The following is a 23,028-nucleotide window of genomic DNA, read 5'->3' as shown; positions in this document are numbered from 1 at the left end:
TTACTGCTAATTAACTCTGCCTTATTTAGTTAGCATTAATGTCTTTTAGACTTGAGGCACGCCATAAATAATAAAGTACAGGCAATACTAACAAGGTTAATAACATAGCACTGGCCATGCCGCCAACCATAGGCGCGGCAATACGACTCATTACTTCTGAACCTGTACCTGTGCCATATAATATTGGTAATAAACCAATAATGACTGTGCCACCGGTCATCATAATAGGTCTAATTCTTAAACCTGCACCATGCAGTACTGCTTGTAATATTTCCGCCTTGGTTGTGGCTTTTCCTTGGGCAGCATTGTCAGCCAGTAAGGCGTGGTAGGCTTGGTTTAAATACACCAGCATGATAACGCCAATTTCTACGGCCACGCCAGCTAGGGCAATAAAACCAACACCTACTGCAACCGAGAAATTGAAGCCTTGTAAGTACATTAGCCAAATACTACCGACCATAGCCAGTGGTAGTGTGCCTAAAATCATCGCTACTTCGATAACATTGCGGAAGTTTAAATACAGCAATACTATGATAATGGCTAACGTTAACGGCACCACGTAGGTTAATTTAGCTTTTGCCCGTTGCATGTATTCATACTGACCTGCCCAAGCAATTGAGTAGCCTGCTGGCAGTTTGAGCTGTTCATCAACCACTAGCTGAGCGTTTTCCACATAGGTACCAACATCGACGCCTTCGATATCGATAAAAGCCCAGCCATTTAAGCGGGCATTTTCTGATTTGATACCCGGCGGACCATCTTCAATAAAGATATGTGCAACATCGCCTAGGGAAATTCGCTGACCATTAGGGGTAACTATTGGTAATAGTGACAACTGCTCAGGCGAATTTCGGTAGTCTTGCGGGTATCGTAAACTGACCGGATAACGCTCTAAACCTTCAACAGTTTTGGTAACATTCATGCCACCAATGGCAGTAGCGACCACTTGCTGAATATCACTAATATTCAAGCCATAACGGGCTGCCTTAGCGCGTTGAATATCAACCTTGATATAGCGACCACCAGCGACACGTTCAGAATAGACTGAAGCCGTACCAGGCACGTCAGCTAAAATAACTTCTAGCTGCTGTCCTATTTCTTGAATAACATCGAGTTTCGGCCCTGCTATCTTGATACCTACCGGAGTTTTGATACCTGTTGCTAACATGTCTATGCGCGTTTTTATCGGCATAACCCAAGCGTTGGTTACCCCAGGGAGTTTCACTAAGGCATCCAATTCTTTTTTCAAACTTTCGATGGTAACCCCTTCACGCCACTCACTTTTTGGCTTTAACTGGATAAAGGTTTCTATCATGGTTAAGGGCGCAGGATCGGTTGCCGTTTCAGCGCGACCCACTTTACCAAAAACAGTTTTCACTTCAGGTACGGTTTTAATCAGCTTGTCGGTTTGCTGTAACAGCTGCCTTGCTTGGCCAATAGAAATACCCGGATAGGTGGTGGGCATATACATTAAGTCACCTTCATCAAGGGGCGGTATAAACTCACTGCCTATTTTATCTAACGGATATAAACCTATGAGCAGCACGACAAGGGCAGCTGACAAGGTGGTTTTAGGATTATGTAATACTGCTTTTAGCGTCGGCATGTATAGTGAAGTTAAGAATTCATTTACCGGGTTTTTATGCTCCGCGAGCACTTTTCCGCGAATAAAGTAGCCCATTAATACCGGTACTAAAGTAATGGCTAAAGCTGCTGAGGCCGCCATGGCATAAGTTTTGGTGTAAGCCAGAGGCGAAAACATTCGACCTTCTTGCGCCTCAAGGGTAAATACAGGCACAAAACTGACCGTGATAATTAACAAACTAAAAAACAGTGCTGGACCTACCTCACACGCGGCCTCGGTGACAATTCGCCAACGATTTTCATCGGTTAGTGGCGTTTTCTCCATATGTTTATGCATATTTTCTATCATGACAATAGCGCCATCAACCATAGCGCCAATGGCAATGGCAATACCACCAAGCGACATGATGTTGGCGTTTAAGCCTTGGGCATGCATAACGATAAAGGCCGTTAAAATTCCAACAGGAATACTAATGATCACCACTAACGATGAACGTAAATGAAAGAGGAAAATAACACAGACTAAGGCAACGACAGCAAACTCTTCTAACAGCTTCATCGCTAGGTTTTTGACCGCGCGCTCAATCAAGGTTGATCTGTCATAAACAGTGATAATTTCTACGCCATCGGGTAGACCTTTTTTCAACTGCTCAAGCTTTGCTTTTACACCTTTAATAACTTCCTGGGCATTTTCACCAAAGCGCATAACGACAATACCGCCAACAACTTCACCTTCACCATTAAGCTCGGCAATACCGCGGCGCATTTGTGGCCCTGTGCCAATTTCTGCGACATCTTTTAATAATAACGGTGTACCATTTTCATTGACGCCAAGGGGAATATTTTCAAGATCCTCAACACTCTTGATATAACCGGTGGCGCGCACCATATATTCGGCTTCAGCCATCTCCACCACAGAGGCGCCAATTTCTTGGTTACCTTGTTTTATTGCCGTTTGGATTAGCGATAAAGGAATACCAAAAGCACGTAATTTATCGGGATTAATTTGTACTTGGTATTGTTTGATCATGCCGCCGAGTGCGGATACTTCGGAAACCCCTTTGACAGTTTGTAGTTCAAATTTTAAAAACCAATCTTGTATACTACGCAGTTGGCTCAGATCATGTTGACCGGTTTTATCAACCAGTGCATATAGATATACCCAGCCAACACCAGTGGCATCAGGACCTAGTTGTGGTCTAGCTTCGCTAGGTAAATCGGGGGCAACTTGACTTAAATACTCTAAAACTCGCGAGCGCGCCCAATAAAGATCGGTATCTTCGTCGAAAATAACATAAACGTAAGAGTCACCAAAAAATGAGTAGCCACGTACGGTTACCGCGCCAGGCACAGATAACATGGCGGTGGTTAATGGGTAAGTTACTTGATCTTCAACCACTTGCGGCGCTTGCCCTGGGTAGCTAGTTTTAATAATAACCTGCACATCAGATAAATCTGGCAGGGCATCAATAGGGGTGTTTTTTACTGAATATAAACCGACCCCGACGAGTATCATGGTGGCCAATATGATAAAGAAACGGTTGCCTACCGACCAGCGAATAATGGCAGCAATCATTACATCTCTCCCTTCATTGGCATAGCGCTAACAATAATAAACTCACCGTTTTGAATTTCGAAGGTAAACATTAAATACGCATTGATAGTAAAGAGTGACATGTCAACTGATTCACTCACGATGAAATCTACCGTGTCAGCGGCTCGATCCCATTTTTCTATGGCTTCACGGTCGATAGTAACCATGCGGTGCGCTGGCATCACTGATCTTACCGTGCCATTTACCGTGGCACTACTAAGCGGTTTTTCACCATTTTGTTCAATTTTGATTATGCGGTAATCGCTATCGCTGGCTCTTTCAATTTCAACACGGATAGTCATAGCTACTTTTAATTGAGAAAAGTCGACTGAGTCTAATGCAGTGAAGTCCATGGTCATTTCTGGCCAGTCCCATGCGGGGATAGGGTCATGAGTTAAAGTCAGCACCTTGTGATCTGCCATTAGGCTAATGATACTGGCGTCGACCCACACAGTGCTAGGTACAGTTTCAGGGCTCATACGTTTGAAATCAGAGGTTTTACTCGATTCAGAGTCGAGTAAAAATTGCGCTGAGCTAACTACTTTTTCACCTGCGCTCAGACCAGATAATATTTCCACACTATCACTATCAAAACGACCGACGCTCACAGCGATAGATTTAAAGTTGCCTTCACCTAATGCTAATACCACACGGTCTTGGTTGCCGGTGCGAATTAGCGCCTCCTTCGGAATTAACAGCGCTTTTTCATCGCTGTTAGTATGAATAGTAATTTGGGCAAACATGTTGGGCTTGAATTCGCCATTTTCATTATCAAAACGTAACCTGACTTTTACCGTACGGGTTTTTGCATCTAAGATGGGATATACATAATCTATCTTGCCTTGCCAGGTTTTTCCAGGTAGATAATCTAAGCTCATGGTTACTGCTGTACCTTGCACTACTTGGTTGGCTTGGCGTTCAAATACTTCAGCGACCACCCAAACTTGTGACAAGTCACCAATTGACATTAAGGTTGAACCGGGTTTAACAAAAAATCCTTCACGTATTTCTAGGTTTTCAATAACGCCATTTTGTGGCGAATAAAAAGTGATATTTTGTTGAACCTTGCGCATTTTTTTAAGGCTCTTAATAGCTGATATGGGTAATTGCAGTGCCACTAAGCGATTTTCGGCAGCAGTAATTAAACGGCGGTTTTTTCTGTCTAGGGCAAGTAAAAACTCTTCTTGGGCATTAACTAGCTCAGGAGAATAAATATCGTATAGCGGTTGGTCTTTTTTTACTACATCACCAATGGCTTTAACATAAAGCTTTTCCACCCAGCCTTCTACTCTCGGGTGAATATGTACTAAGGTATCTTCATTAAAGGTGACATAACCTACGGTATCTATTTGTGTATGTAAGGTTTTAACTTCGGCATTAACGGTACGTACACCTAGGTTATTAATGACATTCGCTGAAATACGAATAGTGCCGACACCTTCATTTGGCCCTGAGCCATCATCAGCATAGTAGGGAATTAAATCCATGCCCATTGGCGACTTGCCTGGCGTATCACGTCGGTAATTAGCATCCATAGGGGCAACCCAATAGAGTGGTTTCGACTCACTGCTGGCGTTATTTTCTGTATTAGCTAAGTCACTTGTCGGCATTAATATTGAGTAAGCGACAAAGGTAAATACTGAACCAATAATTAAGCCAAATAGGCCGGCTTTAAGTGTTGAGGGTTTAGTTGCTGTCATTATTTTTCTCCAGCTATGATATTTGCGGTACTTAACGAGCCAACAAATAAATAATTTAATTCTAAGATGATTTTTTGCTCGGCGACCTGAATGACTAACTCGTCAATTTGCGCATTCAGCACGGCAATGCGAGAACGTACTACCTCCGCAAAGTCACCATCATCATTGGTATAAGCTGTTAATGAGGCTTCAGCTTGATCATGAACTTGTGGTAATAGTCGCGTTTTGTAGAGATTTTTTCGCTCTTCTAAGCGCAACAAACGTCCTTTACCACTGGAGAATGCACCCAGTAGTTGACGTAATAACAGTATTTTTTCGGTTTTAACCGCTTCCGTTTTTGAAATGGCAGATTTTACTGTCATATCTTGACGGTTTTCAGTAAACAGCGGTAGATCGAAGGTAACACCGACAGAAAAGAAGTCTGAGCGGCTATTGCCCATAGGATCATCATCACGATAACCATAACTGGCATTAACTCCCCACTCTGGCTTATATTGCTGTTCGGCTAAATTAATACCTGTTTTGCTAGCCGATATTTTTTTATCAAGGGCAAATACGGCTGGGTGGCTGGAAAAATGTTTAGCCAATACATCAACAGAGAACCAGGTCTTGCTATAAACCAGCTCATTATTGAGTAAATCAAGTTGTGGTAACTGCTGGGCTAGTTGTATGTTGTGTAATTGACTGATTGCATCTTGTTGGCTACTTTCAACAAAGGCGGTTGATAACCATTGCGCCATCATGCCCAAATAGGCATTTTGCTGTTGCGCTAATATATCTAGTCTGTCGTCAAGCCGTGTTAACTCAAGTTGCGCACGCACAATATCTTGTTGGCGTGTTTTTCCTAAGGCGGAAGAATAACTGGCTTGGGCAACATCAGCTAATTGTTCAAACAAAGATCTATTTTGCTCAATAAGGGCAATGCTTTGTTGAACTCTATAAGCATCAAGCCACAAACTACCAACGGTTACCGCGACTTTAGCTTCTCTATCGGCACGTTGAAAAGGATAGGCTTCACTTTCAATGCGCAATTGTTGATTTTTAATGGCTAGGGTATCGCCACGTGGAAACATCTGGGTAATGCCAACCTTAAGCTGGGTCATGCCTTCTTGAGAGAAGTCGAAGCCATCGGTAGGTAAATTGGCCAGGCCAACGGACATTTTTGGATCAGGCATGGTGGCTGCGGCATGACTCAATGCTTCAACGGCTTGTTGCTGATGTTTATTTCCCGCTAGCCAAGGGTCATTTTTTTGTGCTGCTTTTACCGCGCTATTAAACGACCAAATTCGTTCATTGTTTGCCGCTTGACTGGTTTGACTAAATACAAAAAGGCAAGCTAATGCTATGGCACTGGCAACTGAGCTTCTCTTCGTCTGAATTAGTTTATCTGTAAGCATTAGAATTGCTCCTGATAATTATTAAGCTCGGCGTAAATATCATAACTACCGTCAGCTTTAAGTAAAATGACTTGGTATGGCATAAATTTATTACCAACTTCCATTCCCGGGGTGCCAATAGGCATGGCAGGTACCGATAAGCCAATGGCATTTTTTGGTGGTTTAGCTAAAAACTGATGAATGAATTTAGCAGGCACATGACCTTCAAAAACATAGCCGTCTTTTGAAACGGCGGTATGACATGAACGATATTGTGGCGCGATACCCTTGTTGCTTTTAAAAGCCGATAAATCAGTTTGATTAAAGGCTTTTGAGCTAAAACCATGTTGGTCAATGTGCTCAAGCCATTTTTCACAACAACTACAGGTTGGGCTTTTATAAACCTCTAGCACTGGTAGTGCTTTTATGGTCTTGCTGTGCTGTTTCTCAATCGAAATTTGGCTATTTGTTTGCTCAGCAACTAAAACTGCTTGCTCGGTACAAGCGCTAAGTAGCAATAAAAAGAGCACAGTGACTATGACTGCTTTAATAGCAAAAGAAAATGAATACATAACTCCCTCCTAGGGGAATAACTTAACGATAATATGTAGTTAAAATAATTTAACTACAGGGTATTGATTAAATTTTTAAATATAACTATTTAAAATACGTTTAACGTTTGTACTGCTTAATGGAAAAACACTAAGGTTTCTGCCTTTAAATTTGTCGCAGCGAAATTTAGACGTAATGAGGCTGTGTTTAGCTCAGAATAGGAGGTCGATAAAGAGAGGTAAGGGTATTGCTGGCAATAAAAGCACTGGGGGAAACTATTTTACTCGATATAGCAATTTCAGCGTAGTAATTAATACCTGTTGAAAACGCCGATATAGTTGAGCAGCCACTGATTGAGCAGTCACACTCTTGTGCACAACATTCTTCAGTGCTAGTTGTTGAGCAAGCCGTTGTCATATCGTCTTGTTCACAAGCACTTATATTAGCCATGGTGCCCATATGATGATGTGAGCTGGTCGTTGATATAGATGACAGCTCTTTGCTATTAGCCATAGATTGCATACTTGTCATGGAATAAAACATGGTCATAGATGCCATTGATTGACCAATGAAGATCAAACAAAGCAATAACACCATTACTGTTTTATTTATAAAAGTAGGCACAAGCAACACACAACTAGGCAATAAGAACTTTAATTCTAGCATTAATAAAAACAAGATATCAATAAAAGAGCAATCGATTAAGTAAAGGAAATTGTAATTTTTAAGTAACAGCGTGAATTGACTAATTAAATTTTAAGCTAAATAAAATAGCAACGTAGGCAAACTAGCAGACGAAAACATAAACATGCCTCTAAAGCCGAGTAGGGTAAAACATAATAACTGAGGCAACAACTGACTTTGTATTTTGCTCTTTTAGATAAATTGAATTCTTTGACATATTATGTCAAAAAGTGTAGTTTGAAGGTATTAAATACTTGAACGGCTTGACCTTTCAGTACACTTCTAATAAATTTGCATTCTGATTTAGGTAACGGATTACTATATGATTGAATTTCTTCTCGCGGATATAAATGTAGGTTTCGCTATAGCATTATGCTCGGTATTAGCTTTGGCAATACTCGAAGGGGTTGGCATGCTTATAGGGTTAAGTATGCTCAATTTACTGGACCATATCTCACCCATTGATCTTGATATAGACGTTGATGCGGATTTACCTATGACAGGACTTACACCCCTGTTAGGTTGGTTATGCTTAAACCGTTTACCTTTATTGATATGGTTGGTACTATTTTTAACCAGCTTTGGCATAACAGGTTATACGTTAAACTACATACTGTTAAATAGTTTTACGGTTAATATATCTGAATTTTTAACCTATAGTTTGTCGTTCATCTTGTCGTTATATATCACACATCATCTTGGTGTACCGTTAAGTCGCCTACTCCCTAAAAACGAATCCTCAGCAATTTCAAACAATAGCTTTAATGGCCTAATTGCCACAATAACTATTGGCACAGCAAAACAAGGTAGTCCCGCAGAGGCGTCGTTAACAGATAGTTATAATCAAAAACATTATGTCTTAGTTACGCCAGACAGCGATGATGAAGAATTTAATCAAGGTCAACAAATTGTGCTCGTTGAGAAAAAAGAGTCTTTCTGGCTCGCGATAAAATTTAATCAATAATCTTTAATCAGTAATATTTAATTAATCACATTTACAACAACTTATAAAATAATAAAAAGGAAATTTACTATGGAAAATTTGGATGCCAATAGCACTTTTATTTTAATTATGGTCGGTGTAGGGCTAGTCTCTTTTATCACGATGGGGCTTATTTTTGCTAAGTTATATGTTCGTGCGACTAAAGAAATTGCTTTTGTTCGTACTGGTATGGGTGGAGAAAGAGTTGTAAAAGATGGCGGCGCTATTTGTCTACCTGTTTTACATGAAACGATCTCCGTCAACATGAACACACTTCGTATTGAAGTAGAGAAAATAGAAAAAGACTCTCTTATTACCAAAGATAGAATGCGTGTTGATGTAAAAGCCGATTTTTACTTGCGCGTAGCGCCTCATAGTGAAGGTATTTCTATGGCGGCTCAAACACTTGGTAGCCGTACCATGCGAGTTGATGAATTAAAAATACTGATGGAATCGAAGTTTGTTGATGTACTGCGCACGGTTGCTGCTGAAATGACTATGACCGAAATGCATGAACAAAGAGCTGATTTTGTCCAAAAAGTTCAACAAAACGTCGCCAATGATTTAGAGAAAAATGGTCTTGAATTAGAATCTGTTTCATTAACGGGGTTTGATCAAACTGATTTACGTTTCTTTAATGAAAATAACGCCTTTGATGCCGAAGGTCGCGCAAGATTAACGAAGATAATCGAAGAAAAACGCAAAGAAACCAATGATATAGAGCAAGAGAATCGCGTTAAAATCCAACGAAGAAACCTTGATGCAGAGCGTGAATCACTAGAAATCCAAAAAGAGGAAGAAGAACTTCGTATCGCCCAAGAACAAGTTCTAGAATTTAAACGTGTCGAGCAAAAAGCTGAAATTGCGAAAACTCGCGAATACAAAGAGCAAGAAGAAAGAGAAGCTCAAATATCTAAAGAGCAAGCGATTGAAGTAGCTGAAATATTAAAAAGCAGAGATGTTGAGTCTAGAGAAATTGAGAAACGTACAATTTTAGAGCAAGCACGTATACAACAGCAACGCGATATTGAAGTAGCTGAGCAAGATAAACAGATAGCTGTAGCAGAAAAATCAGAAGCTGAGTCAGCAGCAAGAGCACAAGCTGCAGGCGCTGAAAAAATTCGTGTAGAAAAAGAAGAGGCGGTAATAACTGCTAGAGAAGTAGCAGAAGCAAATCGTCGTAAAGAAATTGAAGTGATTGATGCTAAGAAAGAAGCAGAACGAGATGCTGTAGGTATCATTGTTCAAGCCGATGCGGAAAAACGAGCTGCGCAAGATAAAGCAACAGCGGTACTTACCGAAGCGAAAGCTACTGCTGATGCTAAAAAATTAAAGGCTGAAGCAGATGAGAAAATATATGCCGTTGAAGCCGCAGGTAAAAAGGCCTTATATGAGGCAGAAAATACACTCCGTGATGAGCAAATTGAATTACAAAAATCGTTGGCGATTTTAAAAACACTGCCAGAAATGATAGCGAATTCAGTTAAACCATTAGAAAATATTGATGGTATTAAAATCCTGCAAGGGTATGGCAACTCGAATGCAACAATGAGCACAAATGAGAGTGCAGGAAGCGGTGGATTAGCAGAGCAAATTACTTCAGCAGCATTAAATTATCGAGCTAATGCACCTATGATCGATTCAATGCTGCAAGAGCTTGGATTAGTGAATAAAGAATCAGGTACATTAAATGATTTGATTATGGGTAAACATTCTTTAATTGAGGATACTAAATCAGTTGTTCAGCAATCCAATATTGCACAAGTAAAGACTAAAATGAATGGTCATCAGGTATCAGCAGAGTAATGGCTAAAAAATAATATAAATTACAGAGGTTGATTTTATGCGTGGAGCAGGTGGTACATCGGGTGGTTTAGGGCAGTTTTTTATTGGCTTATTTATGATGTGCGGAGGTTTTTATTTATTGTTAAATGCCATTACCGTCAGTTCGAGTTTTGGCATGGGCATGCGCCTCTATGGCTTCTCTGCCATGGGCGGTAGTTACAGCATAACCAGTGGTATGGTGATGATCCCATTTATGTTTGGTGTCGGGATTATTTTTTATAACAGTAAAAATCCCATTGGCTGGATATTAGCGCTAGGCTCCATTACCGGCTTGATCTTTGGTGTGATTTCTTCGATTCGCTTTAGCATGAGAACGATGACTTCATTTGATTTGATTGTCATCTTAGTACTAGCCATGGGCGGCTTAGGCATGTTTTTACGTTCATTGAAGAAAATTGATGCCGCCATTCCAGCGGAGTAATAGTTCATTTTACTAAAAGTTTTTCTGTGTGATAACTAATTACTCACTTAATTTGCTAATGAGTGACGCTGTTTAGCTGCTGTTTTAATTAGCTTTAGCGATATCTAGCTTTTATAAATTAATGTTTATTACCATTCAAGTAACTTATGGCAGAGAAAAATTTCTTGAATGGTGTGATTTTTTGTGTAACATAAAAGCGATTCTTATTCTTCGTGAGCTTGCATGTTCCCTTCTATCTCTAAAGCCTTAATGGTGTTGTTACTGTGTTTGACCTTTATCGGTCAAGTCATGGCTACTAGCCTTATGCCTTATCAGATGATGAATATGAATACAGTGGATACTCAAGCACAACCTCATGATATGTCAATGATGGTCCACAGTAGCGATCAAATGGCGAGTGATGTGGATAATCCTACTATGGATTGTTGTGAAAATGACTGTGCCTGTTTTATTGGCGGCTGCTCAACATTAGCTGTATTAACTAATATTATTGATACCGAGCTCGTTGTCACTGCTACTGCAAAGATAAAATCTATAGCTAGCCTAGTGCTTAGCCAACAATTAACCTCCCTATACCGTCCACCAATATTTAGCTAAATAGAGCATAAATGTGTCCAAAGTTTGGTGCATTTACTGCGTGTTAGCTTGTATCCGGTACTTTGACTGTTAAGTCAATTCAACTTTATTGTAAAAATGCCTGTTAACTTGCCTTCTCGCAATGCTTTTTGCTGCTCTTTAAACCAATATTAGCGATAACATCTTTAAAGAATGCCTTTTATGGCAGTACGTTTACCTTGTTAAACAACACCCAGGAACACACATGAATAAAATTTTAATATTACTTACCGTTACTTTATTAACTATTTCGTCATCGGTATTAGCCCATGCCGGTTTAAAAACCTCATTGCCAAAAGATGGCGCTATGTTAATGGCAAGCCCAACAGTATTGCAGTTAGCTTTTACTAAGGATGTTCGTCTAGTAAAACTTACCCTTGCCGATAAAAGCGGTGCTTTGATGCCAATTGAATTTAAAGCTTCGACAAAAGCATCGGCTAGTTATAGCTTAGCTCTACCCACGTTACCTAGCAGCAACTACCAAGTTACTTGGACCATTATGGGAAAAGACGCTCATAAAATGAAAGGAAAATTTTCTTTTATGGTTCATGGGCAGACTAATACTAAGGGCATGAAAAAGCATAAAGATAACCCATCTAATGGCAAGCATAATCATTAGGAGCTTTTAACATGGAAATATCACCTTGGGACATCGCAATTATTATCAGTAAAATGATGATCTACCTTGGCATATCTGGCTCTGTTGGTGGTGTTTTCATCTATTGGTTAGTTATTAAAAGAGCCCCCCCATTTAATTTACGGCAGCACTGCCAACTGCTGATTTTTATTGGCATAGTTGGCACATTGTTGAATTTTTTTATGCAAGTAGCTGCTTTTGCCGAATCAGGGCTATCAGGTGTCTTGGACCCCTTTTATAACTCCTTGCTGTGGCAATCTAATGCCGGTGATGCACTATTATATCGTCTAGCTGGTTTTGTGCTGGCGTTAATTTCAGTGACTAAGTTAATGGCAACTGAGCAATGTCGCCGCTTCTTTTTAGTTACTTTTATCTTAACTATCTTACTGCAGGCGCGTTCATTCAGTGTTATTGGCCATACCGCAGAGATGACTATGATTAGCCAATTGTTGCTTAATTTACATGTACTGTTGGTTTTCTGCTGGTTAGGCTCATTGTGGCCGCTATGGAAAGCGTGTGGGGTTTTATCTTTACCTGTTTTACATAAGGTTATGCAGCAGTTTGGCTACTATGCCAGCTATGCTGTTTCACTATTAATCGTTTGTGGCTTAATAGTGGCATATCAACTCATTGGCTCAATACATGGCTTGTTTTTCACCAGTTATGGACAAAGCTTTTTACTCAAGCTTGTCTTAGTGATAGGCATATTGTTGATGGCAGCTCATCATAAATTTAACTTGGTAGCTCAGCTAATAAAAAGTGAGCAGGGTAAACAAGCCTTGGCTCGTTCTATTCAATGGGAAATGGTTTTAGCCTTGTTGATTTTACTAACAACCACTTGGCTGACTACCGTTGTTGGCCCTGACTATTAAAATTTTAATTACAATCAAAACCAAACTAATAAACAAATAAAAAAACTATTTATCAAGAGAGATAAGCTTATGAAAAATTATAAATTACTATGTTTCACCTTACTATTTTCGACCCTTATACCAACAAGTTATGCTCATGAAGATGCTAAAAAAGCAGAACTAAAATCAAGCATGTTTATTGGTGTTAATTCTATGCCAGCTAAGATCGTTAAACGTTTTCATCATGCACTAAAAACAAGCGACAAAGTTACCGCACGTCAGTTACTCGCCGACGAGGTACAAATATTTGAAGGTGGTGGAGTAGAGCGCTCTGCTGATGAATACGCCAGCCATCATATGTTGTCAGATATGAAATATCTTGCCGCAGTAAAGAATAAAACCTTAGAGCACAATGTAAAAATTATCGGTAACAGTGCTGTTTCTATGTCTCGTAGTCAAACTACCGGAACATATAAGGGAAAAGAACAGAATTACCAAAGTATGGAAACTATAGTGTTAGAAAAACAACATGGTGAGTGGAAAATAGTCCGTATCCATTGGTCTAATTAAATAAGGTTTGGAGTTAGAACAGGTATAGCGCAATAGCATTGCGCTATACCTGTTCTACTTATAGTAAAGGGTTATTTCTCCTTCATATTCCATAAGATATCTTGGCCACTACCCATTACAGTTGTAGGTAATTTACCATCCCAGCGCTGAGCTTTAACGTATTCAACCAAGGTTTTATTGGTTTTAATAGCTTGTGCTTTTTTTAGTATAGCTTCAGCTTCAGCTAGTCCTTTGACTCTTATCGCCTGAGCTTGTGCAATAGCTTCAATTTCAATGGCATAAGCACTACCATCGGCACGAGCTTTTTCCGCATCACGTTTGGCTTCTGCGGTATTCACTTCTCGCTGTGCTTCAAGTTTTTGACGCTCTAAGCGATGTTTTTCTGCGGCAGCTAAATTCTTTTCAGTTTGTTTGGTTTCGATGCTCTGTAGATATTTTTGCGGTAATACTAAGTTTTCAATTTGCACACTATCAAGTTTTACCGGGAAATCACTCATAGCCGAAAGTAGTGTTTCTTCGATCTTTTGAATAACTTGTCCGCGATTTTGAATAATTTGCTCTGCTTTAAAGCGCGCTAACGCATCTTTAGTTGCTGATCGTAAACGGGGATCTAAAATACGGTTTTCAAATTGATCTAAACCACCGTAACCCTTGTACAATTCAAATGCTTCTGCGCGAATCACGGTCCAGTTAACAGAGACTTCTGCTTGCACTGGCATTTGCTCGAATGTTGAAGCTTTGAGGTTTTCAGTGTTTTTACGAGTACGAATTTCGAGCTCTTCCACCGTGTCAGCAAAAGGAATTTTTGTATGTAAGCCGGGATTAACTTGCGTGGTTGCTTCACCGAAACGTTTAACGATACCTACATGACCTTCGTCAATAGTGTAGGGAACTTGCCATAATATAATACCAGCAACAACCGCTACCGTAATCTTGCCAAAATGTTTGGTTATCTGAGTAGTATCAAGGTCGACTGGGCTTTTGGTAATTCCATTTTTTAGCATATATTTTCCTTCATTGTTATTAATCATTGCTACGTTATATGTGTAACAGAACTGTTAACAACAATAAAGCCTTGACATATTATGTCAAGGCTTTTGTTTTATTGTACTTGCTTAGGGTAGAATTTAGTTGATAGTATTAATTCAAAAAGGTTTGATAAGCTAGGTTGTCGGTTTCTTCTTGCCATTGATAACCCAAGGCATCAAGGTGTTGGAAAAACTCAGCTTGCTGGTTGTTATCCAGATCAAAACCAGCAAGTACCTGACCGAATGCTGCGCCATGATTACGGTAATGAAACAAGGTGATATTCCAATGTTCACCCATAGCTGCTAAGAATTTCTCTAATGCTCCTGGGTGCTCGGGAAACTCAAAACTAAATAGACGTTCATCATTCTGTTCATTGTTGCTTTTAGCCACAGAATTAGCACTTTTACCACCAATCATGTAGCGAATATGCAGCTTAGCTAGCTCATTATCGGTGAAGTCACGCACTTGGTAATTAGCTTTCACTAAGCCTTGCAGTAACTCTTGTCGTTCTTGCACGCTACCGCCTAGACGGACACCAACAAAAATTTCAGCACTTGGTTTACCAGTATAACGATAGTTAAATTCGGTGATTGCTCGGTTACCTATGGTTTGGCAGAAACGTCTGAAGCTGCCTTTTTCTTCAGGAATAGTTACCGCTAAGATCGCCTCCTTTTTCTCGCCCAATTCACACCGTTCTGAAACATAACGCAAGGTATGAAAGTTCATATTAGCGCCAGAAAGTATTGCCGCTAATGATTCGCCCCCGGGCTTGTTATCAGTGATCTGTTGCTGACAGTATTTTTGTAAACCGGCTAATGAGAGCGCACCAGCAGGTTCGGCAATAACACGGGTTTCTTCGAATATATCTTTGATTGACGCACATATTTCATCAGTAGATACAGTGATTACCTCATCACAAAACTCTTGAATCAAACCGAAAGTATGTTCACCAATACGCTTAACCGCAACACCATCAGCGAATAAACCGACTTGCTCTAAATCGACTGGTTTGCCAGCGGCAAGTGCCGCCTTTAAACAGGCTGAGTCTTCAGCTTCAACGCCGATAATTCTAGTCTTTGGGCTTAGTTGTTTTAAATAAACGGCCATGCCGGCAAGTAAACCACCGCCGCCAACTGGTATAAACACCACATCAGCATGGGGCAATTGTTGTAACAGTTCTTTGGCGACAGTGCCTTGGCCAATAATGACTTCAACATCGTCAAAAGGATGAATAAGCGTCTTACTTTCTGCTTTGGCGTATTCAACTGCAGCGGCTTGTGCTTCATTAAAACTATTACCCACTAATCGCACTTCACCACCAAAACGTCTAACATTATCGACCTTGATGTCAGGAGTAGTCTTAGGCATAACGATAGTCGCTTTTATGCCAAGCTTATTAGCAGCTAATGCTAACCCTTGCGCATGGTTTCCTGCTGAGGCAGCGATAACCCCATGAATACATTGTGCTTCGGTTAAACTATTGAGCTTGTTATAAGCGCCACGTAACTTAAAAGAATGCACCGCTTGCTGATCTTCACGTTTTAAATAAATTTGGTTATTTAATCGTGATGATAATTTATTCAACGGTGTTAGTTCAGTTTCAACGGCCAGATCATAAATAGGGGCGAGTAGAATACGACGTAGGTAATCTAATGGTGTTTGTGGTGATGTTTGCTTGAGTGTTTCTGTCATTAGATTTACCTAGAAATTATATTAATTACTTGAAGTTATGGCGCTAACTCTTGAGTTATCATGCTCGAATTCTCTTGTCGAGCATCCATTCACTAAAAGCTAGATTCCCGATAAGAACACTCGGGAATGATGGAATAAAAATGAGCGGTTTTATTAGCTATTTAGTATTATTGTACGTAGTTTTTATAGTGATTAATCGACTAAACCATCAAGTAATGCTCTGTTTCGAACAGCACCTTTATCGGCACTAGTTGCTAACATTGCGTAGTTTTTTAATGCATAGCTAATTGGACGAACTCTGTCTTTCGGTTTCCAAGCATCTTTACCTTTAGCTTCCATCGCAGTACGACGGGCATTAAGTTCAGCCTCAGGTACTTGTAAAGTAATCTCGCGAGTAGGAATATCAATGTGAATGATATCACCTTGTTCAACTAAGGCGATTGTACCGCCGTCAGCTGCTTCAGGAGAAACATGACCAATTGATAACCCGGAAGTACCACCTGAGAAACGACCGTCAGTTAATAAGGCACAGGCTTTACCTAAACCCATAGATTTTAAGTAGGTAGTTGGATACAGCATTTCTTGCATGCCTGGTCCGCCTTTAGGGCCTTCGTAACGAATTACCACCACTTCACCGGCAAGTACTTTTTTGTCAAGAATGGCTGATACCGCTTCATCTTGGCTTTCAAAGATATGGGCAGGACCGGTAAACACTAGGTTATCGTCACTTACACCTGCGGTTTTAACAACACAACCATTAGGAGCGATATTACCTGAAAGTACCGCTAAACCACCTTCTAACGAAAAGGCATTGGCAAGATTACGAATACAGCCATTTTCTCTATCATCGTCTAAAGTATCCCAACGACAATCTTGGCTAAAGGCCTTAGTAGTACGAATACCAGCAGGTCCAGCACGATAGAATTTTTTAATGTCTTCATCGTCAGTCAAGGTAATATCATATTTAGCAATAACATCAGCCAATGTGGTACCTAATACATTAGGAACGTCTGTTTTTAATAAACCAGCACGCGATAGTTCACCTAATATGGAAATGACACCACCAGCGCGATGCACATCTTCCATATGATACTCAGGCGTTGATGGCGCTACTTTACATAACTGCGGCACAATGCGTGATAATTTATCCATGTCTTCCATGGTGTAATCAATTTCTGCTTCTTGTGCTGTTGCCAATAAATGCAAGATAGTGTTGGTTGAACCACCCATAGCGATATCTAAACACATAGCATTGTGTAAAGCCTCTTTACAGGCAATATTACGTGGTAGGGCTGATTCATCATTATCATGATAATAACGCTTTGTTAGCTTAACAATCTCTTTACCCGCATCTAAAAATAACTTCTCACGATCTGCATGTGTTGCCAACATAGAGCCATTGCCAGGCAAGGCTAAACCTAACGCTTCAGCGAGACAGTTCATTGAGTTTGCCGTGAACATACCAGAGCATGAGCCACAGGTAGGACAGGCAGAACGTTCAATTTTATCGCTGTCTTCATCACTTACTGTTGGATCGGCACCTTTAATCATGGCATCAACTAAATCAAGCTTGATAATTTGGTCACTAAGCTTTGTTTTACCTGCTTCCATCGGGCCACCGGAAACAAAAATTACCGGGATGTTTAAGCGCATTGCTGCCATCATCATGCCTGGCGTGATTTTGTCACAGTTTGAAATACAAACCATGGCATCAGCACAATGAGCATTGATCATATATTCAACGGAATCAGCAATTAAGTCACGTGAAGGTAAGCTATACAACATGCCAGCATGACCCATGGCGATACCGTCATCAACAGCGATAGTATTAAATTCTTTGGCAACACCGCCAGCTTTTTCAATAGCGCCAGCAACGAGTTGGCCCATGTCTTTTAAATGCACGTGACCTGGAACAAATTGGGTGAACGAGTTCACTACTGCAATAATTGGTTTGCCAAAATCACCATCTGTCATACCTGTTGCACGCCATAAAGCGCGAGCGCCAGCCATATTTCGGCCTTGAGTCGAGGTTGCAGATCTTAATTTTGGCATTTTTTTGATTCCGATTATTGATTATGTTTGAATTTTTTATTTTGAAAGTTAACTTTATGATTACTGAGTTAAATGAACTTTAAAAAGGAGGATTCTTTTTCTCTAATTGCTGACGTTGTGGCTGCTTAACTCCAAGTCAGTTGGTACTGTAACAAAGAGGAAACACGGAGCTTATGAATATAAGTGAGTATTTCCGATGCAGCTACAGTATCAACTGGCAAAGAGTTGAGTAGTTACTAACTATTGCACTGGTTCTAACCAGTTCTCTGGTACTGTGGTGGTGCCATCAAAGATACCGAAGAAAGCATCTTGAATTGCTTTAGTGATAGGACCTCGAGCACCGTCACCTACAGGCAAACCGTCTACTGATTTTACTGGCACTACTTCTGTCGCTGTACCACACATAAAGAATTCGTCAGCAAGGTATAACGCTTCACGAGCAATAGATTCTTCACGTACTTCGTAGCCAAGTTGTTTAGCCAAGTAAAATACTGCATCACGGGTTAAGCCTGATAAAATAGAGGCTGAACCTGGCGGGGTATAAATAACACCTTTTTTCACTAAAAATAAGTTTTGACCTGCGCCTTCACTTACCATGTTATTTATATCTAGTGCTACACCTTCAGCATAACCATGGCGAGCAGCCTCTGTTGAAATAAGCTGTGAAGACAGGTAGTTACCACCAGCTTTAGCGGCCGTCGGCATAGTATTTGGTGCTAAACGGTTCCAGCTAGAAACACCTACATCAACACCATTTTCAATCGCATCTGCGCCTAAGTATGCTTCCCAGCTAAACGCGGCAATCATCAGGTCAGCTTTAGCATCAATTGGTGGACGAAGTCCCATGCCAATATCACCTAAAAAGGCTAATGGACGAAGGTATGCTGATTTTAAATCGTTTTTCACTACAGCATCTTTACACGCTTGCACAACTTCTGCTTGAGTGTATGGAATATTCATACGGTAAATTTTGGCAGAATCAAACAAACGCTTGATATGTTCTTCCAAACGGAAAATACAGGTGCCTTTGTGTGTTTCATAGGCACGAATGCCTTCAAAAACTGATGAACCGTAATGAAGTGCATGACTCATTACATGAACAGTAGCGTTTTGCCACGGCATAAGTTCACCATTGAACCAAATATATTCTGCATTTACTTTAGCCATTTTCTTTTCCTAATTTTGTTGCTCTTGGATAACTAACCAACCCCGACGTTAATGTCAGAGTAATCTTAAGTTATCAGGAGCGAATTTTTATTATTTGCGGGAACTATTATTAATAATAACAGTTAATAGTACTTATATTGCTTGTTGTTTAAGCGCTATATTGCTGTATTTGCACTTCACTATTGTCTACTTTGACACTCTTGATGTCGATCAATTTGTTTATTTGATCAACAAGCAGAGAAATAGGGCGCTCACTGCTGACAGTCATAGTGATAGTAGCAACATTATTACCGGTATTTACTTCAGCATTCATGGCGTTGATAAGAAAACCGCGATAACGCGTCACTTGCAATATTCGTTCTAACACCACTTGCTTATCATCAGCCATAATAACTAATTGATACATATTTAGAGTCATAGCATTCATCTTAAACACCCTCCATCATTTTATCGTTTGCGGTATTTGGCGGTACTAATGGCCAAACATTTTCTGCGGCATCAATTTTTACTTGTAATAAGTAAGGACCGTCGTGATCTAACATCTCTTCAACGGCAGCTTTAATTTCACTCTTTTTAGTGATCTTCTGTGATTTTATATCGAACGCCCGCGATAACATGACAAAGTCAGGGTTATCTGATAAATCTGTTTCGCTTAATCGACCGTCAAAAAATAGGTCTTGCCACTGGCGAACCATGCCTAGCTTAGCGTTATCAATTAGCACAATTTTCACTGGAATTTGGTAGCGTTTTATCGTGGCTAATTCTTGGATATTCATCATAATTGAGCCATCACCCGATACGGCAATAACAGTATCGTGAGGACGTGAGATTTGCGCACCAATCGCTGCCGGTAAACCAAAACCCATGGTACCCATGCCAGCACTGGTTAAAAAGTTGCTTGGATCATTAAAAGCCATATGTTGTGCTGCCCACATTTGATGTTGGCCAACATCGGTAGTAACACAAGTGTTACTTGGCATAAGATCACTAACCGTTTTTAATACCGCAGGGGCAAAGATATTGTCGCCTGGGTGATCATATCGCCAAGTAAAATCAGTTTTCATTTGCTGTAATCTTTGTTGCCAAACTGAAATTTCTAAATCAGTGGTTAGTAAGGGTAAGTTCCCTTTTAAATCACCTAAAATGGCAGCATCCGCTGTACGACGTTTATTAATTTCAGCGGTATCAATATCAAAATGAATTACTTTAGCGTTAGGAGCAAACTCGTCTAGTTTGCCGGTCACTCGGTCATCAAAACGAGCGCCAACAACGACTAATAAATCACTTTCCTGCACAGCAATATTGGCAGCCTTGGTACCGTGCATACCTAACATGCCAAGGTAGTTTTCATTATCCGGGTTAATTGCGCCTAAACCTTTTAATGTTGAAACACTAGGCATACCGGTTTTTTCAGCAAACTGACGTACTTCTTCTACCGCGTTTGCCATGCCAACACCACCACCTACGTACAAAATAGGTTGTTTAGCATGGGTTAATAAATCAAGGGCTTTACTAATATCAGCTAAAGGCAATTTAACTTTGTTTCTTAAGTGAGACAGTTTGTCTAGACGTTGTGTTACTTCAGCTAACTGCACGTCTTTTGGAATATCAACAAGTACTGGACCGTGACGACCTTCTAAAGCAATTTCAAAGGCTTGATGTAATACTTTTTCCAGTTCATTAATATCGGTTACTTGGAAAGAGTGTTTAGTACAGGCAAGCGATAAACCAAAAATATCAATTTCTTGGAAGGCATCACTACCCATAGCCGCGGTTGGTACTTGTCCGGTGATGGCAACAATAGGAATTGAATCGGCAAGCGCATCGGCAAGGCCGGTAATTAAGTTTGTTGCGCCTGGACCTGAAGTGGCGAAACAGACACCAACAGTACCAGCGGCACGAGCATAACCAACAGCAGAAAATGCTGCACCTTGCTCATGTCGGCATAGAAAATGTTTTACATCACTGTCGTATAAAGCGTCATAAATCGGCATTATGGCGCCACCAGGGTAGCCAAAAACGTGCTGTACGCCATGGTCTTTTAACACTTCAAATAATAATGAGCTGCCTGTTAGCGTTTTACTCTCGGTCATGATGATTCCAACTTTTATCTTGTTAAATTCTATATTTTCAGCAGTTTCTTTAATAAACACCTAAGAAAAGAATTTAGTAAAAAAGTGCTAAAAGAAAACCCTCGGTTCTTGCGAAGCGAGGGTTTGTTATTTGTTTGGCTGCTTTTCTTTAGCTCAACAAAACCCTCGAGATGATTTAATAATCACCACGACGAGAAGGTTAATAATAATTGAGTTAAATTTTTGCATTTTATATCTTTCTTTGTTTTATTTTGCGTCATCTGATTGTTGTTTATCTGTTCAGAGTCGCTTGCTTATTAAATTAGTACCATAGCTCTAATCCTTTGTGCAAGTCTTTTTGTTATAGCTTTTTTGTACAGTAATCAGCAATAGGTAATAAACCCATTTAACAAAAACTGAACTACACTGGAAAAAAGGAATCAATAAAATGGAACTTTTATGTCGCTTTCTTGTGTGTACAGTCGAGCTAAAATAGGTCTTGAATCTCCCCTTGTTTCCGTTGAAGTTCATCTTGCCAATGGGCTACCGGCATTCAATATTGTTGGTTTACCAGAAGCCTCGGTGAAAGAGTCTAAAGATAGAGTCCGTAGCGCAATTATCAATTGTGGTTATGAATTTCCCGCCAAACGAATCACTATCAACTTAGCGCCGGCGGACTTGCCCAAAGAGGGCGGGCGCTTTGATTTACCGATTGCTGTGGGAATTCTTGCAGCTTCTGAACAATTGCCGCCAGTAGATTTATCCCAGTATGAATTTGCCGGGGAACTGGGTCTATCGGGTGAACTACGCGCTATTGTTGGTGAAATCCCTGTCGCCATGGCCACTAGCCAAAGTCAGCGGACCTTGATAATCCCCATGCAAAATATTGAGCAAGCCAGTTGGGTCAAGCAAGCAAAAATTCATGGCATTAGCCACTTAACCCAGCTATTTCCCCATTTTGCCGGTCAACAAGTTTTACCTTTAGTCACTGAACAGGATGTAGCGCAAGAGTTACCTGAGCAAGAGCTTGATATGAGTGATGTCATGGGCCAGCCCCTAGCAAAGCGAGCTTTAGAAATTGCTGCCAGCGGTGGACATAATTTATTATTTATCGGTCCACCGGGTACAGGGAAAACTATGTTAGCCAGTCGTTTAGCGGGAATTTTACCGCCGATGACCGAGCAAGAAGCGCTGGAAGTTGCTGCTATTCAATCGATTAGTCATCAAGAGCTTAGCCGTAAATCTTGGTTCACTCGACCATTTCGGGCACCACATCACACGGCTTCGTCAGCGGCTTTAGTCGGCGGCGGCAGTCAGCCACAACCGGGAGAAATTTCTTTAGCGCACAATGGTGTACTGTTTTTAGATGAGTTGCCTGAGTTTGAGCGGAAAGTGTTAGACGTTTTACGTGAGCCAATGGAATCGGGGGAGGTCACTATTTCCCGAGCTCTGCACAAGCAATGTTTTCCGGCGCGTTTTCAACTGATTGCCGCGATGAACCCTAGCCCTACCGGATTTTATAACGATAAGCGCAGTACGCCAGAGCAAGTACTTAGATATTTGAATCGGCTATCAGGACCGTTTCTTGACCGAATTGATATTCAA

The 23,028-nt window shown here is 40.5% G+C and carries 19 protein-coding genes; 8 read left to right on the top strand and 11 right to left on the bottom strand.

From position 1 onward, the window contains the following. Positions 1–25: 25 nt before the first annotated feature. The 5 genes from HRT50_RS00750 to HRT50_RS00730 form a co-directional block, all read right to left on the bottom strand. Positions 26–3,160, bottom strand: coding sequence for an efflux RND transporter permease subunit (locus HRT50_RS00750; protein WP_291610332.1), 3,135 nt, complete (start codon positions 3,158–3,160; stop codon positions 26–28). After that, on the bottom strand, positions 3,160–4,878 hold the full coding sequence (locus HRT50_RS00745; RefSeq protein ID WP_291610330.1) for an efflux RND transporter periplasmic adaptor subunit: 1,719 nt from the start codon (positions 4,876–4,878) through the stop codon (positions 3,160–3,162). The genes HRT50_RS00750 and HRT50_RS00745 overlap by 1 nt, the downstream gene beginning before the upstream one ends. After that, a complete protein-coding gene (locus HRT50_RS00740; protein WP_291610328.1) occupies positions 4,878–6,275 on the bottom strand; it encodes a TolC family protein in 1,398 nt (465 codons plus the stop codon). Before HRT50_RS00740 ends, HRT50_RS00745 begins: the two co-directional genes overlap by 1 nt. Further along, a complete protein-coding gene (locus HRT50_RS00735; RefSeq protein ID WP_291610326.1) occupies positions 6,275–6,826 on the bottom strand; it encodes a DUF411 domain-containing protein in 552 nt (183 codons plus the stop codon). The genes HRT50_RS00740 and HRT50_RS00735 overlap by 1 nt, the downstream gene beginning before the upstream one ends. 187 nt (positions 6,827–7,013) lie before the next feature. Next, entirely contained in the window at positions 7,014–7,430 is a 417-nt protein-coding gene (locus HRT50_RS00730) for a hypothetical protein (protein ID WP_291610324.1), read from the bottom strand. 382 nt (positions 7,431–7,812) lie between these two features. On the opposite strand from HRT50_RS00730, the gene HRT50_RS00725 reads away from it, so the two are divergent. The 7 genes from HRT50_RS00725 to HRT50_RS00695 all read left to right on the top strand — a co-directional run bounded on the left by HRT50_RS00725 (position 7,813) and on the right by HRT50_RS00695 (position 13,411). After that, the gene (locus tag HRT50_RS00725; RefSeq protein ID WP_291610322.1) at positions 7,813–8,454 is read left to right on the top strand and encodes a YqiJ family protein; all 642 of its coding nucleotides are present in this window, start codon (positions 7,813–7,815) and stop codon (positions 8,452–8,454) included. 69 nt (positions 8,455–8,523) lie between these two features. Further along, positions 8,524–10,278, top strand: a complete 1,755-nt coding sequence (locus HRT50_RS00720) for a flotillin domain-containing protein (protein ID WP_291610320.1) — start codon at positions 8,524–8,526, stop codon at positions 10,276–10,278. 37 nt (positions 10,279–10,315) lie between these two features. Further along, positions 10,316–10,738, top strand: a complete 423-nt coding sequence (locus HRT50_RS00715; protein WP_291610318.1) for a hypothetical protein — start codon at positions 10,316–10,318, stop codon at positions 10,736–10,738. A 222-nt stretch (positions 10,739–10,960) separates the two neighbouring features. Then, the gene (locus HRT50_RS00710) at positions 10,961–11,335 is read left to right on the top strand and encodes a hypothetical protein (RefSeq protein WP_291610316.1); all 375 of its coding nucleotides are present in this window, start codon (positions 10,961–10,963) and stop codon (positions 11,333–11,335) included. A gap of 223 nt (positions 11,336–11,558) precedes the next feature. Further along, positions 11,559–11,972, top strand: a complete 414-nt coding sequence (locus HRT50_RS00705) for a copper resistance CopC family protein (RefSeq protein ID WP_291610314.1) — start codon at positions 11,559–11,561, stop codon at positions 11,970–11,972. Positions 11,973–11,983: 11 nt separating this feature from the next. Next, positions 11,984–12,862 (top strand): CopD family protein, encoded by an 879-nt coding sequence (locus HRT50_RS00700; protein WP_291610313.1) that lies wholly within the window; start codon positions 11,984–11,986, stop codon positions 12,860–12,862. Between the two features lie 69 nt (positions 12,863–12,931). Further along, the gene (locus tag HRT50_RS00695) at positions 12,932–13,411 is read left to right on the top strand and encodes a nuclear transport factor 2 family protein (protein WP_291610311.1); all 480 of its coding nucleotides are present in this window, start codon (positions 12,932–12,934) and stop codon (positions 13,409–13,411) included. Positions 13,412–13,482: 71 nt separating this feature from the next. On the opposite strand, the gene HRT50_RS00690 is transcribed toward HRT50_RS00695, so the two are convergent. From HRT50_RS00690 to ilvG, 6 genes are all read right to left on the bottom strand, one after another. Continuing rightward, complete coding sequence (locus HRT50_RS00690) at positions 13,483–14,415, bottom strand: SPFH domain-containing protein (RefSeq protein WP_291610309.1); 933 nt, start codon at positions 14,413–14,415, stop codon at positions 13,483–13,485. A gap of 136 nt (positions 14,416–14,551) precedes the next feature. Next, positions 14,552–16,132: a threonine ammonia-lyase, biosynthetic gene (ilvA, locus tag HRT50_RS00685; RefSeq protein WP_291610307.1), complete on the bottom strand. Its 1,581-nt coding sequence runs from the start codon at positions 16,130–16,132 to the stop codon at positions 14,552–14,554. Between the two features lie 192 nt (positions 16,133–16,324). After that, entirely contained in the window at positions 16,325–18,184 is a 1,860-nt protein-coding gene (gene ilvD, locus HRT50_RS00680) for a dihydroxy-acid dehydratase (RefSeq protein ID WP_291610305.1), read from the bottom strand. 240 nt (positions 18,185–18,424) lie between these two features. Next, the gene (locus HRT50_RS00675; RefSeq protein ID WP_291610303.1) at positions 18,425–19,351 is read right to left on the bottom strand and encodes a branched-chain amino acid transaminase; all 927 of its coding nucleotides are present in this window, start codon (positions 19,349–19,351) and stop codon (positions 18,425–18,427) included. A gap of 148 nt (positions 19,352–19,499) precedes the next feature. Then, on the bottom strand, positions 19,500–19,778 hold the full coding sequence (gene ilvM, locus HRT50_RS00670; protein WP_291610301.1) for an acetolactate synthase 2 small subunit: 279 nt from the start codon (positions 19,776–19,778) through the stop codon (positions 19,500–19,502). Between the two features lies 1 nt (position 19,779). Then, entirely contained in the window at positions 19,780–21,444 is a 1,665-nt protein-coding gene (ilvG, locus tag HRT50_RS00665; RefSeq protein WP_291610299.1) for an acetolactate synthase 2 catalytic subunit, read from the bottom strand. A gap of 438 nt (positions 21,445–21,882) precedes the next feature. Here ilvG and HRT50_RS00660 point away from each other — a divergent pair. After that, a partial coding sequence (locus HRT50_RS00660) for a YifB family Mg chelatase-like AAA ATPase (RefSeq protein WP_291610297.1) occupies positions 21,883–23,028 on the top strand: 1,146 nt, incomplete at its 3' end.

Origin of the sequence: Colwellia sp., from assembly GCF_013215345.1 — a bacterium.
GTDB lineage: Bacteria > Pseudomonadota > Gammaproteobacteria > Enterobacterales > Alteromonadaceae > Colwellia.
The sequence above is the reverse complement of the archived record's forward strand: the minus strand, read 5'-3'. Positions and strand labels throughout refer to the sequence as shown.